We start from the raw sequence: 14,543 nt of genomic DNA, 5'->3' as shown, positions 1-14,543 counted from the left end.
TCCAAACAAAAAAAGCCATTCTTCTGAATGGCTTTTTTACTTTTTAATGTTGCGTGTCTTGAGCTGTTAAAAAGGTGATGAAGCTTTCCATCGGTAGTGGCTTGCTGTAAAAATAACCTTGTCCAAAATCACATCCAGCTTGTTTGAGCAGCTCATGCTGCGTGGCCGTTTCAATCCCCTCGGCGATGACTTTGAGCCCCAATTGATGAGCCATTAAAATCATTGTTTCGCACAGAACCAAGTCGTCTTGATTATGCTCTATGCCATCCACAAAGCGTTTATCGATCTTGATAAACTCCGTATCCATTTGCTTGAGATAAGCAAGCGAAGAATAGCCAGTTCCAAAGTCGTCTAGCGCAATCGAAAACCCTTGCTGAATAAGCTTGGTTAGGCGTTTTTGACTGCGTCCTTCCCCTTGCATCATTAAGCCTTCGGTGATTTCGAGCACTAACATATCTGGCGTCAATTGGTGTTTTGCAAGTTGCTGTTGCCATGCCAGTAAAGTGGTGTGCTTGGCACTAAATTGAATGGGTGAGACGTTGATACTAAGCTGTATTGGTTGATTTAAATCTCGAGTTTGCTGAAGTACATGCACTGCTTGATCAAAAGCTAGCTCACCTAGCTGGTGGATCAGCTGGGTTTCTTCTGCCAAAGGAATAAACTCAGCAGGGCTTATCATACCTTTATCCGGATGCTGCCAACGGATCAGCGCTTCCGCTTTGGTGATTTGTTTTGTTTGCATCGAGACAATCGGTTGAAAATACATTTCAAATTGATTTTGCGTTAATGCATGGCGCATGTCCTTGAGTAACAATATACGTTGCTCAGCTTGCTCTCGAAGTTCGGTATTAAACAGCGTAAAGCCATTTCTACCCAATTGCTTGGCTTTATACATGGCTTGATCGGCCGCTTTAAGCAATTGCTCGGTGTTTTCACCATCTTCAGGTGCCAAGGCAATGCCAATGCTGGCGGCAATATGACACACCTCACCTTCTAACGTAAAAGGGTCTTTAAGTGTATCAAGCACTTGCTGTGCAAAGTGCGTGGCAGTATGGCGATCTGCGCAGCGATCGTAAATCAAGACAAATTCATCACCGCCAATACGGGTCAATCGCGCGCTTGCTTCTATTTGTTTTTTTAGACGCTTGGCAATTTGCTTTAGCAGTAAATCGCCATAATAGTGGCCTAATGTATCGTTGATATCTTTAAAATGATCTATGTCTAGCAATAAAACGGCGAACGCGTGATTGGTTAAACCAAATAATGTATTTAGTTGTTTCTTCAAACTAGTACGATTAGGTAAGTCTGTCAGCTCATCAAAATGACTTTGTCGCCAAAGCTGCTCATCCTTTTGTTTTTTGTCTGTGATGTCTGCAAAGATCCCCACACGACGATACGGCTCTTCATGTTCGTCATAAACCGTATCTATGGTGAGCCACTCGGTATACAACTCGCCATTTTTACGTTTATTGATGATCTCACCCTGCCACTTACCCGTGGTGATAATTGATTGCCACAGTTGATCGTAAAAACTGGCATCGTGTTTACCTGAACTGAGTACTGAGGTCGTTTTACCAATGACTTCATGTTGCTCAAATCCGGTCACTTTGGTGAATGCCGGGTTGGTATCTAAAATATAACCTTGGGCATCGGTAATGACCATGCATTCACTGCTGTTGTTATAAGTCATGGCTGCAAGGTTTAGTGCTTCTTCTTGCTGTTTCTTTTGGCTAATGTCACGCATGATGAGTATGGCTTCACCATTATGCTCAATACGTTTGATGCGGATCTCATAGACTTTTTGTTGGTTATTGTCTTTGTGAATATACTCAAAGTAAGTACTTGGTTGAGCTGGCAACATGGCCAATGCTGCTTTGATGCGAATATTAATATGCGTTGGGAAAATGTCTTGCAGCTTGTCTTTGTCATTGACTCTATCACCATGCTTATCCAAAATTTGCGCACTTTTGTTAAGCCTAAGATAGTTGTCAGGAAGAGCTTGGATAAGGGTACTTAGTTCTGCGTGTTTATTGTGTGCGTTTGTTTCTGCGTGAAGTCTTACAGCTGCCATTTGGTCAAAGTGCGCAGCAAGCTCTGCAAGTTCTTTGGGCATGTCAGTGGCTTCTAATTTTTCAACCTTACCATTTGCGAGCGCACCAATGGCACGACTAAAATTTCTTAAAGGAACAAGCAAGGTGCGGTTTAATTGTGTTCGGGCAAGCCAGCTCAGCATTAATATTGTCAATAAGAAAAGCAGGGTGACCATGAAAAATTGGCTGTTTACTTCATGCAGCGCATCATCAAATGGAAAGTCAAAATAAATGTTGAGCTCTGATTGTGGAGATTGTAAAGGGAGCCTGAAATAGACATGGTGGAGGCCATTTTCATCTGTAAGGGTTTGCACTGTATGAAGCTGAAGATCATTTGGCCAGTCATCACTTACTGAACGCCCTAATGGCTTTTTTGAGTACGGGTATTCGGCAACGATTTGCGCATAATTGTCAGCGACCATCACACGAGTACCAATCGGCAAAGGTAGGTGAGACAGTGATTCACTCCAGTTAGTTAATCTACGCACGGCAAAAATCACCATGTCTAATTGATCATTTTTATAAACGGGTTGTGCAAAATTGAGTGTTTCAGTGTATACACTTCTATCTTGTTGATATTCACCAATACTAAATGCGCCCGTCGTAATTGCTTGTAAAAAGTAAGCGCGATCAGCAATGCTAATTGGCGCTTTCAGTGGGTGCAAGGAGCAAAACACTTCTCCACTTGGTGTCGCTAAGCCAAAATTGGCGAATTCTTGATTAATTAATAGCGCATGTTTTAGTAACGTGGGGCACCCTTGTTGTTGCGTATCTAACAGTGCTTGATTTTTAGCCAGGCTTTGGAGCAATTGCTGAGCAGCAGTAATATTTACCCGCTGTAAAGTCGCGATTTGGTTCGCAAAAAATAGCGCATCTTGCTCTTTGCTATGTAGAATATCTGAACGTTGAACGACCAGCAGTGCGAGTACAGCGAGAAGCCCTGGTATAGACAGCACGAGCATCAGTCTAAAAAAACGTTGTTTTATTGATGAATAAAGAATAATAACGTCTCAATTTGTAAATACATGCATATGATAACCGCGACTTTGTAAATCACCAAATATCAGTGTGACTTATCTATTTTAAGCTGCGATTAATATCTATTTTGCGTACTTTTCTTTGAGTTTTTGGCTTGGTATTTTTCATTCTTAGTATGCTGATTTTGGGAAAATTTAATATTAATTTTTACTCTATTCCACACTACTCCCACTTTTTACCACTGAATTTTAAAACTTCTTTGAAACCCTGATTTTTTCTGGATTTTAGCGTGCTTTCTGAAGGTGTCATAGCTTGACAAAACAGCTTGTCAAGCCCTAGACTTGTCAATTGTGGTAGAATGTGGGTGAAAGTGGATCAAATTGGATCAAAATGTACATTTCTTAGCTTGTGAGGAAGCAGCGATATGTTTCGCGGCGCGAACCTAATAAGCCTCGATGATAAAGGGCGCTTTTCGATACCCACTAAGTATCGAGAATGCTTGCTGTCTGAAGAAATGGGCACCGTTATTTGTACCATTGCGATAAACGAACCTTGTCTTTGGGTATATCCATTATCTGAATGGCAGGACATTGAGGCCCGATTACAAAAATTATCAAATACAAATCCTCGAGTGAGACGGTGGCAAAGAATGCTATTAGGGCACGCTACCGAATATCAATTGGATAAAAACGGTCGCATTTTATTAGCACCTGCATTACGCAGTTATGCAAATTTAGGCAAGAAGCTAATGCTTGTTGGCCTACTAAATAAGTTTGAGATCTGGGATGAAGCACGTTGGAATGAGCAAATGCGTCTCGATACAGAGATTGAGCGCAGTGGCGACGTGGAAGAAAGCTCAGATCTTGATGGTTTTTCTTTATAGAGTACAGGTGTAGCTCACAATTATGAGTTCAGAATTAGAACATATTTCAGTGTTAATGGATGAAACGCTTGATGCACTGGATATCAAGTCCAATGGTATTTATATTGATGGCACTTTTGGCCGAGGTGGTCACTCGGGCCAAATTCTGAAGCGCTTGGGAGAGTCAGGGCGATTACAAGCCATTGATCAAGATCCACAAGCGATCAAAGCTGCGCAAAAGTTTGCTCAAGATAGTCGATTTTCAATTGCACATAATCGTTTTTCTAATATCGCGCAAGTCGCTCAAGAGGCCGATCTAACAGGCAAGGTTGATGGTATTTTACTTGATATTGGCGTCTCATCACCACAGTTGGATGATGCAGGTCGTGGCTTTAGCTTTATGAAAGATGGTCCGTTAGATATGCGGATGAACCCTGAAGCAGGACGCAGTGCTGCACAGTGGTTAGCTGAGGCTGAACTAGAAGACATGGTTTTTGTGATTAAAAAGTATGGCGAAGAGAAATTCGCTAGACGCATAGCGCACAAAATCATTGAGACGCGTACTGAAACTGACATCACAACGACGAAACAACTTGCAGATCTTATTGATGAAGCTGTGCCAGTTAAAGATAAACACAAGCACCCAGCTACTCGCACATTTCAAGCCATTCGCATTTATATCAATAGCGAGTTAGAAGAAATTCAAACTGCTTTGTCAGCTTCTTTAGATGTCCTTAAGCCGGGCGGTCGTCTCGTTGTCATTTCCTTCCACTCACTTGAAGATAGGATTGTTAAGCAATTTATTAAAAAGCAAAGTAAGGGAGAGGCTATTCCGAGAGGCTTGCCACTAACGGACGATCAAATAAATAAAGATTTAACCTTAAAAGCCATTGGCAAAGCGATTAAGCCTAGTGATGACGAAATTAAACGTAACCCTAGAGCACGAAGCTCTGTATTGCGTATAGCTGAGAAACTCTAAATGGCAAAGCCTGCGCAACGTCAACCTCAGCTTTTTTTGGAAATTTGCCAAGTACTCTTGGCAAATAAGTTGACGTTTTTATTGTTGGTGAGTGTATTTGTGTCGGCGCTGATTGTTGTCCAAATTACGCACTCAACAAGACAGCAATTAATTTTGCAGGATAAGTTATTACAACAAAGAGATGAGCTAGACCTAGAGTGGCGCTATCTATTGGTAGAAGAAGAGTTTTACTCACAACACGCAAGAATTGAAGAAATCGCAAAAACACAGCTAAAAATGTTGCGTCCTACTAGTAAAGAAGAGCAGGTTATTGAGTTGCCATGAAGAACAAAAATAAACCATCGCAAAATTTAATCGCGTGGCGCTTTGTCCTTGTATGCGTGATGTTGGTGTCTGTGTTTGTCGCTTTAATTGCCAGAGCCGCCTACCTACAGGTGATTGAGCCTGATAAAGCCCGAGAGGAAAATGCTAAGCGCACGGTTCGCAAAGAAACGCTGCATGTTCAGCGTGGCATGATCTACGATCGCAATGGCAAAGAGCTCGCCGTGAGTGTCCCTGTTGTGAGCGTTTATGCGGATCCTTATGCATTAGAAAAAGCATTGAAGAAGCGAGTTTTGCGGCAAGCGAGAAAAAATCGCGAAGATCATGTTGCACTTGCAGATAATGAAACTGTGCTTAAAGCGCGCACTCAAGCGCTTTATCAAGCGCAGGCGCGTTGGCGTGAATTGTCTGATGTATTGCAATTGCCTACTGAGCAAGTGAATAGCAAATTGCGCGGCAATGCTAAACGTAGATTTGTTTATTTGAAGCGGCAAGTAACGCCAGCTGTTGCAAAATATATTCGCCAAATGCGCTTACCTGGGATCCACTTGCTTGATGAGTCGAAACGGTTTTACCCAAGTGGTGAGATTGCTGCCCATGTGTTGGGTGTAACAAATATTGATGGCATTGGTATTGAAGGTATCGAGAAACGCTTTGACTCTGCATTAACGGGGACAGAAGGTTTGCGAACAATACGTAAAGATGCGCAGGGGCGTGAGGTACAGGTTCTTTCAGAAGAAGAGCGTGTTGAACCGGAAGATATTCATCTCAGTATTGATCACCGTATTCAAACCATCGCTTATGTCGCTTTAAAATCTGCAGTATTAACATATCAAGCCACCTCAGGCTCAGCAATGGTGGTGGATGTGCATACTGGTGAAATTCTCGCAATGGTGAATAGTCCAAGCTTTAACCCAAATGACATGAGTACAGCGGCGCCTTATAAGCGCAGAAATCGCGCGATCACTGATTTATTTGAGCCGGGCTCAACGCTCAAGCCGCTGGCAATTTTGGCAGGGCTTGAATATGGCGCGATAACAGCGGATGAAACGATTGATACATTCCCTGGTTGGATGCGACTCGGCGGTAGCCTAGTCAAAGATACGCGCAATCATGGCGAAATGTCACTACGTGAAATCCTCAAAGTATCAAGCAATATGGGTGTTGCAAAGATCAGCCAAAAGCTACCGAAAGATTACTTTGTTGGCATGTACCAAAAAGCAGGATTTGGTGAAGACACCGGCACCATGATGATTGGTGAAAGCTCAGGCTTGTTTTATCCAAACAGACGCTGGTCTGACTTTGAGATAGCCACCTTGTCATACGGCTATGCGGTGTCAGCTAGTACCGCTCAGATTGCGAGGCTATATGCAACCATTGGTGCAGGTGGTATTTCTAGACCACTTACAATACTGAAGCAAGACGAGCCCCAGCCGGGTGAGCGTATCTTCAAAGAGGAAGATACAAAAGCAGTGATTGCCATGATGGAGTCTATTTTTGAAAAAGGCGGCACGGCATCGATGATTAAGGTGGATGGTTATCGTGCTGCGGGCAAAACGGGTACATCAGAAAAGGCCATTGCTGGTGGATATGGCGATGAATATGTCGGTTATTTTGCTGGAGTTGCGCCTGTGAGTGATCCGCGTTTGGCTGTGGTTGTAATGGTGAATGAACCCGGTGGTGATGTCTATTATGGTGGACAAACTGCAGGTCCGGTATTCGCTGAAATCGTCTCTAATTCATTACGTATGTTAAATGTCGCACCTGATAAAGATCGTGTGGCGTATGTCTCAGGAAAAAATGATGATGCGTGACTTAACTGAAGTACTCAAAAATTTTGGGGTAGTGAGTCCACAAATATTTGTAAACGCATTGCGTTTAGATAGTCGAGAGGTGTCCAAAGGAGATTGTTTTATTGCAATTTCAGGGCATCAGTTAGATGGCACGAAATTTATATCAATGGCCGTCGAGCAAGGCGCAGCCTGTGTGTTAGTTGATGAGCAAGCCGCTGCTGATATAACAGAGGTGTCAGTACCTATCATACGTATTACGCAGTTGAAGAAAAACCTAGCTCGTATTGCCGCGCAGTTTTACCAAATGCCAAGTGCGACTATGTCAGTTGTCGGGGTAACAGGCACGAATGGCAAGTCGACGACGACGGCAATGATCGCAAGTTTAGCAGCACATTGTGGTACACCCAGTGCTGTGATAGGCACCTTGGGTTATGGCGCGCCAGATGCATTAACGCCGTTGAATAATACGACCCCTTCAGCAGTGTTATTGCAACAAATATTTAGCGAGTTACAGGCTGATTTTAATCAAGTTGCGATGGAAGTATCCTCTCACGGGATTGTCCAAGGTAGAACTGAACAGGTCGATTTTGACGTCGCGGTGTTTACTAACCTAAGCCGTGATCATTTAGATTATCACGGTGACATGGACAGTTATGCGAAGGCGAAAAAACGTCTTTTTACGGAGAGTTCTGCAAAATATAAAGTGCTCAATATCGATGATATATACGCTCAGCAATGGTTGGAAGAGCTAGAGTTAGATGAGTGTGTGGCATATGGGCATAAGCCTGAGTCACATACTTATCAGCACTATGTTTTTTTTCACCAAGTGGTGTGCGACCAAAATGGTATTTCTCTAAAGCTTGATACTTCTTGGGGCGATGCAGAGATCACTACAAACTTGTACGGGCTATTTAATGTTTACAATTTAGCTGCTGCAATTGCCGCGTTATTGGTACAAGACTACCAACTGGCGCAACTGCAAACAGCTGCGGCAAAGTTAGAACCTGTGGATGGTCGCATGCAAGCTTTCAGATCATCAGGGTTTCCAACTTGTATTGTAGACTATGCACATACCCCGGAAGCGTTAGAGCTGGCACTTAAAGCACTACAACAACATGTACCCGGTAAAGTAAGCTGTGTGTTTGGTTGTGGTGGCGACCGTGATAAAGGCAAAAGGCCTTTGATGGCAAAAGCTGCAGAGCAATTTGCTGACACCCTAGTTATAACCAGTGATAACCCCCGCAGTGAAGATCCAAACACAATAATAGATGACATTAAGGCTGGGCTCAGTGAACCTGAGTATGCTGTGTCACAACCTGATAGGGAGCAAGCCATTCGATATGCGATCAAGCACGCTGATCAAAACAGCGTAGTATTGATTGCCGGTAAAGGGCATGAAGACTATCAAATTATAGGAAATCAAACATTGAGCTTTTGTGATAGAAGCTTGGTGAAATCAATTTTACAGGGGGAAAGTGCATGATCAAGATGAATTTTTCTTGGCTTGCAGAAGTACTTGAGGCCCCTTTTAGTGGGCAGAACTTGGCTGTTGCCAACATCAATACAGATACAAGAACAATAACCGACAATGAGGTTTTTTTAGCGCTTAAAGGTGCTAATTTCGATGGTCATAAATTTGTTGCGCAAGCAAAGCAAAAAGGAGCCATTGCCGCAATTGTTTCAGAGCCTGTCGATGTGGATATCGTGCAATTTGTTGTCGCAGACACACGCATTGCGCTAGGGCAGTTGGGGCAAGCGGTAATGCAGCATGTTGCCCCAAAAACAGTGGCGATCACCGGCAGTGTAGGCAAAACCACAGTAAAAGAGATGACCGCAGCTATTTTATCTAGACGCGGTAAAGTGTTAGCTACCAAAGGGAACTTCAATAATGACATTGGTGTGCCTTTGACATTACTTCGTTTATCAGAAGATGACGAATATGCGGTAATCGAATTGGGTGCAAACCACATTGGTGAAATTGCTTACACCAGCGGTTTAACGAAACCTGATGTCGCTGTTGTATGCAACGTAGCCCCGTCTCACTTAGAGGGGTTTGGCTCTATTGAAGGTATTGGCCAAGCAAAAGGCGAAATCTTTGGTGGGCTTAAAGACCAGGGGGTGGCGATTATAAACTGTGATAGCGAATTTGCGCCGATGTGGGAAGCGAGTTTGGGCGAGCAGTCTGTAAAACGCTTTTCAATGCAAGATAAATTGGATGTGTGGGCAGAAGACATTCAGTTAGATGAATTTGGTTGCGCTGAGTTTTCGCTCTGCACTGAGAAGGCAACTCAGCAAGTGAAATTGGCGTTACCTGGCAAGCACAACGTGATGAATGCCGTGATTGCCGCGTCACTGACTTTACCATTTGGCACTTCGTTGCAAGATATCGCTATTGCATTAAAGGATATGCCAGTTGTTAAAGGGCGTGTCAATGTGATTGATGTGTCCAGTACTTTGCGTGTGGTGGATGATACTTACAATGCCAATGTACGCTCAGTGAAAGCTGCAATTGAATTATTAAAAGACATGCCTGGTACTCGCGTATTAGCGCTAGGTGACATGGCTGAGTTGGGTGAAGAAGCAAGGGCTTACCATCAAGAAGTGGGAGAATTTGCCCAGCAGCAAGGTATTGATGCGGTGTTCACTTTAGGCGTATTGAGTCGCTATGCAAGTGAAGTATTTGAGCAGCCTAATCGTCACTTTTCAACACGTGAACATATGCTTGAGGTACTTTCCCAATTCATTGAAAACGAGACAGGTCAATGCACTTTGCTTGTAAAAGGATCGCGTAGTGCCCGTATGGAGCTATTGGTCGCTGATCTTATTTCAGCGCATACAAACTCAGAACGTGGGGACAGATAATGTTAGTTTGGTTAGCAGAGTATTTAACGCAATACTACAGTGGCTTTAATGTCTTCTCCTATTTGACCGTACGTGCCATTTTAGGGATTTTGACTGCCTTACTTATCTCGCTGTATTTTGGTCCAAAGCTTATTCGTGCTTTGCAACGCATGCAAATTGGGCAAACTGTGCGTGATGATGGTCCAGAATCTCACTTATCTAAATCTGGCACGCCAACCATGGGTGGTCTGCTTATTTTGGCAGCGATCTTCGTCAGTTCCTTGATGTGGGGCGATCTAAGCAATAAGTATGTGTGGGTAACCTTATTTGTTATCGGCTCTTTGGGTATTGTTGGGTTCGTTGATGATTACAGGAAAGTGATACGTAAAGACAGCAAAGGATTAATTGCTCGATGGAAGTACTTTTGGCAATCGGTTATTGCCATTTCGGTCGCGGCATTTTTATATTCAACCACCACGTCGCCTGAAGAAACGTCTTTGGTTGTGCCTTTTTTCAAAGATGTACTGCCACAGCTTGGGCTTTTTTATCTCGTCATGAGTTATTTTGTGATAGTGGGTACGTCTAACGCAGTGAATTTGACCGATGGCTTAGATGGATTGGCCATTGTACCGACTATTTTAGTTGCTGCAGCGCTGGCGATCATTGCCTATTTAACGGGTAATGTGAACTTCTCAAATTATCTCCACATTCCTCATTTACCATTGGCGAGCGAACTCGTTGTTGTGTGTACTGCCATTGTGGGCGCAGGACTTGGGTTTTTATGGTTTAACACTTATCCAGCTCAAGTTTTTATGGGTGATGTTGGTTCGTTAGCTCTAGGTGGTGCGCTTGGGATCATAGCAATTTTAGTTCGACAGGAGTTGGTGTTGGTGATTATGGGTGGTGTATTTGTAATGGAAGCGCTATCTGTGATTTTGCAAGTAGGGTCGTATAAGCTTCGAGGGCAACGTATTTTTAGAATGGCGCCAATACACCATCATTATGAACTTAAAGGTTGGCCAGAGCCACGTGTTATTGTGCGCTTTTGGATCATTTCTTTCATCTTAGTATTAGCTGGTTTGGCGACGTTAAAGATAAGATAAATGAGTTATTTAGATTCGTTGAAGCAAAAAACAGTGACAGTACTTGGGCTCGGTATATCGGGCTTGGGTACCGTACGCTTTTTACTACAGCATGACATTGTGCCAAAAGTCGTGGATACACGTGCTGTGCCGCCGGGTGCCGATTGGCTAGCACATAATGCCCCTGATTGTGAGGCGGTGTTTGGCCCGCTCGCAGAGGGTGCTTTAGTTGATACCGATGTGATCATTATTAGCCCTGGGATCCCGCTATATGATAGGTATGTCGCAGAAGCAATTGCACATGGCGCAGACGTCATCGGTGATGTGGAGCTGTTTGCTCGTTTAAACTCGACGCCGGTAGTTGCGGTAACAGGCTCAAATGGTAAATCAACGGTCGTCAGCCTTGCTCATGCAGTGTGCCAATCAGCAGGATTAAAAGTTGGCTTGGGTGGCAATATTGGTACTTCGGTATTAGAGCTGCTTGAGCGTGATCTTGATGTGATCATATTAGAGCTTTCTAGTTTTCAACTCGAAACAACTGATAGCCTGAGGTGTACCAGTGCGATGATCCTGAATATCACAGAAGATCATATGGATAGATATCCTGATTTTGATGCTTATTGTGCGGCGAAAAAGCGTATCTATCAGCAAACAGAGTGCTTAGTTTACAACAAGGAAGATGAAAAAACGTTTCTGCCACATGCACATGCAGTGAGCGTTGGGTTGGGCAATGCAGATTATTGTCTCACAGACACGCCACAGGGTTCTGTCTTTAGTGTGTATGGTCAACCGACTTTAGCCATTGAGCATTTGGCCCTGTCAGGAAAGCATAATCAATTTAATGCGCTGGCAGTCATGGCGCTATTGTCCCCATTTAAAATCAGTATCCAAGCCTTTGAGGATGCGTTTTCAAGTTTCACAGGTTTGTCGCATCGCTGTCAGTTAGTTGCAGAGGTTGCCGGGGTTAAATATTTTAATGATTCAAAAGCGACCAATGTCGGTGCCACGGTGAGTGCACTTGAAAGCTTAAATGCAGATGCCAACAAGATTATTTTGATTGTAGGCGGAGATGCTAAAGGCGCTGATGTGAGTCCACTTGGTCTGCCAATCCAAAAGTACTGTAGAGCAATTTATTGCTTTGGCAAAGACGGTGCTTTGTTTTCGTCTATGCACACGCACAGTCATCTTGTCACGTCTTTACATGAGGCTGTGAATGGCGCAAGTCAGTTGGCGCAAGCAGGCGATATTGTGCTACTAGCACCAGCTTGTGCAAGCATTGATATGTATCCAAATTACATGGCGCGCGGTGATGAGTTTTGCCAGTTGGTTGAGGAGCTATAGATGATTGCGACCATCAACCTGAAAGGCATTTTTGAGTTTAAAAAGTCAGATACTCTATTTGATTTACCTTTACTTTACGCCATGTTATGCCTTATCGGAGTTGGGTTTGTGATGGTCACAAGTGCCTCTATGCCAGTTGCTGAGCGCTTATTTGATAACCCTTATCACATCATAGTGCGTCACGGTATGTTCCTGTTTATGGGGATGATCTTATTTTGGTTAAGCACCTCTGTCTCCATGATGTGGTGGAAACGTTTTAACCCTTATTTGTTATTGCTCGGTGTATTGATGTTGATCTTGGTATTGATCATCGGCCGTGAAGCAAACGGAGCAAGACGGTGGATCCCGGTTGGCCCCGTAGGTATACAAGCTGCAGAAGTCGCAAAATTGTTTTTTATCAGTTACATCGCAGGCTACTTAGTACGTAAGCGTGACGAAGTACAAGAAAATATCAAAGGTTTTGCAAAGCCTATCGTGGTATTTGCTGTGTATGCTTTTCTTATTTTAATGCAGCCTGATTTGGGTACTGTGGTTGTTATTTTTGTGACTACCGTTGGCTTGTTATTTCTTGCTGGCGCAAAGCTTTGGCAGTTTTTTGTGTTGATGCTAACCGGGGTTTTTTTGGTGATCATGCTGATTATCTTTGAGCCTTATCGTATGGCTAGGGTTGTTGGTTTTCTAGAGCCTTGGAAAGATCCTTTTGGCAAAGGTTATCAACTTGTTCAGTCTTTGATGGCCTATGGGCAAGGGGGTTGGTTCGGCCAAGGCTTAGGTAACAGTGTGCAAAAGCTACAGTATCTGCCAGAAGCGCACAATGATTTCATTTTTGCCGTGATAGCTGAAGAGCTTGGTTTCATGGGCGTTGTTTGTGTGCTGTTAATGTTAGGGACCTTGGTTTTTAGAGCCCTTATCATCGGTCAGCAAGCACTGAAATCACAAAAAGAATATGAAGGCTATTTGGCGTTAGGAATTGGTATTTGGTTTGCATTTCAAACCTTGGTTAATGTGGGAGCCAGTGCGGGTATGCTACCGACCAAGGGGTTGACACTACCTTTTGTTTCTTATGGCGGATCGAGTTTACTGGTGATGACTATTGCCGCTGGATTATTACAGCGCATAGATTTTGAAACCAAAATGTCGACTAGGCAAGCAACATCGAGAGGCAATAAGCGATGAGCAAGCGATTATTAGTAGCGGCTGGCGGCACTGGTGGACATATTTTCCCAGGTATTGCTGTTGCACAAAAATTAAAACAACTGGGCTGGGAAGTTTCTTGGGTTGGCACTGAAGATAGAATGGAATCACAAGTGGTGCCAAAACACGGTATTGAAATTGATTATATAAAAGTAAAGGGGCTGAGAGGCAATGGCATCAAACGCCTCTTGAAAGCACCTTTGATGATATTCAAAGCCATTTATGCTGCGAGACAAATCATTAAAACTCAAAAGCCTGATGCGGTGCTCGCAATGGGGGGATATGTTACTGGTCCGGTTGGCATTGCAGCAAAAATGTCGGGCGTGCCGCTTATCATTCACGAGCAAAATGCAGTGGCAGGCTTGAGCAATCGTTTGCTCGCAAAGCTTGCAAGTCGGGTTTTGTGCGCATTTAACGACGCATTTGCTGGCAAGCAATATGATGTAGTGGGTAATCCAATTAGAGAGTCTGTCGCACAGATCCAAGTAAGGCCTGTTGCACAGCAAATTAATTGCTTAGTGGTAGGTGGCTCGCTTGGGGCTAAGGCGTTGAATGAAGCGCTGCCAAGTGTATTTTCATCCTTGAGTCAATCGACTGGCAGAGCATTGTCTGTTTGGCATCAAAGTGGTAAAGGCAATGGAGAGTCGGTGACCCAAAGTTATTCACAAGGTGAATTTACATATAAAGTCACTGAGTTTATCGAAAATATGGATCAGGCTTATGAATGGGCTGATATTATAATCTGCCGCGCTGGTGCTTTAACTGTCAGCGAAGTGGCTGCGGCAGGAAAAATGGCTGTGTTTGTGCCCTTGCCTCATGCTGTCGATGATCATCAGACATTAAATGCGCGGGCGCTAGTTGATGAACATGCGGCACTAATTATGCCGCAACAAGAATTAAATAAGACAAGTATGGTGACACTTTTAAAGCCATATTTTGACGAACCACACTTAATTGAAGAAAAAGCGAAGCGGGCTAAATCGTGCGCACAGCTCAATGCGACTAAGTCTGTGGTCGAAATCATTGAACAAGTTACAAGTTGAAGAGAAAGTTGTGAAAGAG

The 14,543-nt window shown here is 43.6% G+C and carries 11 protein-coding genes; 10 read left to right on the top strand and 1 reads right to left on the bottom strand.

Features of this window, described 5'->3' with window-relative positions; translation table 11 throughout:
* Positions 1 to 43 precede the first annotated feature (43 nt).
* Entirely contained in the window at positions 44 to 3,052 is a 3,009-nt protein-coding gene (locus N477_RS23170; protein ID WP_231098084.1) for an EAL domain-containing protein, read from the bottom strand.
* Between the two features lie 440 nt (positions 3,053 to 3,492).
* On the opposite strand from N477_RS23170, the gene mraZ reads away from it, so the two are divergent.
* From mraZ to murG, 10 genes are read left to right on the top strand one after another with little or no spacing between them, the layout of a single operon-like run.
* Positions 3,493 to 3,951 (top strand): division/cell wall cluster transcriptional repressor MraZ, encoded by a 459-nt coding sequence (gene mraZ, locus N477_RS23165; RefSeq protein WP_063361403.1) that lies wholly within the window; start codon positions 3,493 to 3,495, stop codon positions 3,949 to 3,951.
* Between the two features lie 22 nt (positions 3,952 to 3,973).
* Positions 3,974 to 4,909: a 16S rRNA (cytosine(1402)-N(4))-methyltransferase RsmH gene (rsmH, locus tag N477_RS23160; protein WP_063361404.1), complete on the top strand. Its 936-nt coding sequence runs from the start codon at positions 3,974 to 3,976 to the stop codon at positions 4,907 to 4,909.
* Positions 4,910 to 5,233, top strand: a complete 324-nt coding sequence (ftsL, locus tag N477_RS23155; RefSeq protein WP_063361405.1) for a cell division protein FtsL — start codon at positions 4,910 to 4,912, stop codon at positions 5,231 to 5,233.
* On the top strand, positions 5,230 to 7,044 hold the full coding sequence (locus N477_RS23150) for a peptidoglycan D,D-transpeptidase FtsI family protein (RefSeq protein WP_063361406.1): 1,815 nt from the start codon (positions 5,230 to 5,232) through the stop codon (positions 7,042 to 7,044). The genes ftsL and N477_RS23150 overlap by 4 nt, the downstream gene beginning before the upstream one ends.
* On the top strand, positions 7,037 to 8,506 hold the full coding sequence (gene murE / locus N477_RS23145; protein ID WP_063361538.1) for a UDP-N-acetylmuramoyl-L-alanyl-D-glutamate--2,6-diaminopimelate ligase: 1,470 nt from the start codon (positions 7,037 to 7,039) through the stop codon (positions 8,504 to 8,506). The genes N477_RS23150 and murE overlap by 8 nt, the downstream gene beginning before the upstream one ends.
* Positions 8,503 to 9,885 carry a UDP-N-acetylmuramoyl-tripeptide--D-alanyl-D-alanine ligase gene (locus N477_RS23140; protein WP_063361407.1) on the top strand — a complete coding sequence of 461 codons (1,383 nt, stop codon included), beginning with the start codon at positions 8,503 to 8,505 and terminating at the stop codon, positions 9,883 to 9,885. The genes murE and N477_RS23140 overlap by 4 nt, the downstream gene beginning before the upstream one ends.
* Complete coding sequence (mraY, locus tag N477_RS23135; RefSeq protein WP_063361408.1) at positions 9,885 to 10,967, top strand: phospho-N-acetylmuramoyl-pentapeptide-transferase; 1,083 nt, start codon at positions 9,885 to 9,887, stop codon at positions 10,965 to 10,967. The genes N477_RS23140 and mraY overlap by 1 nt, the downstream gene beginning before the upstream one ends.
* Positions 10,968 to 12,287, top strand: coding sequence for a UDP-N-acetylmuramoyl-L-alanine--D-glutamate ligase (murD, locus tag N477_RS23130; protein WP_063361409.1), 1,320 nt, complete (start codon positions 10,968 to 10,970; stop codon positions 12,285 to 12,287).
* The gene (gene ftsW / locus N477_RS23125; protein WP_063361410.1) at positions 12,288 to 13,463 is read left to right on the top strand and encodes a cell division protein FtsW; all 1,176 of its coding nucleotides are present in this window, start codon (positions 12,288 to 12,290) and stop codon (positions 13,461 to 13,463) included.
* Positions 13,460 to 14,524, top strand: a complete 1,065-nt coding sequence (gene murG, locus N477_RS23120) for an undecaprenyldiphospho-muramoylpentapeptide beta-N-acetylglucosaminyltransferase (protein WP_063361411.1) — start codon at positions 13,460 to 13,462, stop codon at positions 14,522 to 14,524. The genes ftsW and murG overlap by 4 nt, the downstream gene beginning before the upstream one ends.
* The last annotated feature ends 19 nt before the right edge of the window (positions 14,525 to 14,543 follow it).

This window comes from Pseudoalteromonas luteoviolacea H33-S (assembly GCF_001625695.1).
GTDB classification, from domain to species: Bacteria; Pseudomonadota; Gammaproteobacteria; order Enterobacterales; family Alteromonadaceae; genus Pseudoalteromonas; species Pseudoalteromonas luteoviolacea_B.
This window is presented reverse-complemented; position numbering and strand designations above follow the sequence as displayed.

What these genes read in the sequence shown, in the direction of transcription:
- rsmH (WP_063361404.1), top strand. Translation starts at nt 3,974, where the DNA reads ATGAGTTCAGAATTAGAACATATTTCAGTGTTAATGGATGAAACGCTT.
- ftsW (WP_063361410.1), top strand. Translation starts at nt 12,288, where the DNA reads ATGATTGCGACCATCAACCTGAAAGGCATTTTTGAGTTTAAAAAGTCA.
- mraY (WP_063361408.1), top strand. Translation starts at nt 9,885, where the DNA reads ATGTTAGTTTGGTTAGCAGAGTATTTAACGCAATACTACAGTGGCTTT.
- N477_RS23150 (WP_063361406.1), top strand. Translation starts at nt 5,230, where the DNA reads ATGAAGAACAAAAATAAACCATCGCAAAATTTAATCGCGTGGCGCTTT.
- N477_RS23170 (WP_231098084.1), bottom strand. Translation starts at nt 3,052, where the DNA reads ATGCTCGTGCTGTCTATACCAGGGCTTCTCGCTGTACTCGCACTGCTG.
- mraZ (WP_063361403.1), top strand. Translation starts at nt 3,493, where the DNA reads ATGTTTCGCGGCGCGAACCTAATAAGCCTCGATGATAAAGGGCGCTTT.
- murD (WP_063361409.1), top strand. Translation starts at nt 10,968, where the DNA reads ATGAGTTATTTAGATTCGTTGAAGCAAAAAACAGTGACAGTACTTGGG.
- murE (WP_063361538.1), top strand. Translation starts at nt 7,037, where the DNA reads ATGCGTGACTTAACTGAAGTACTCAAAAATTTTGGGGTAGTGAGTCCA.
- murG (WP_063361411.1), top strand. Translation starts at nt 13,460, where the DNA reads ATGAGCAAGCGATTATTAGTAGCGGCTGGCGGCACTGGTGGACATATT.
- ftsL (WP_063361405.1), top strand. Translation starts at nt 4,910, where the DNA reads ATGGCAAAGCCTGCGCAACGTCAACCTCAGCTTTTTTTGGAAATTTGC.
- N477_RS23140 (WP_063361407.1), top strand. Translation starts at nt 8,503, where the DNA reads ATGATCAAGATGAATTTTTCTTGGCTTGCAGAAGTACTTGAGGCCCCT.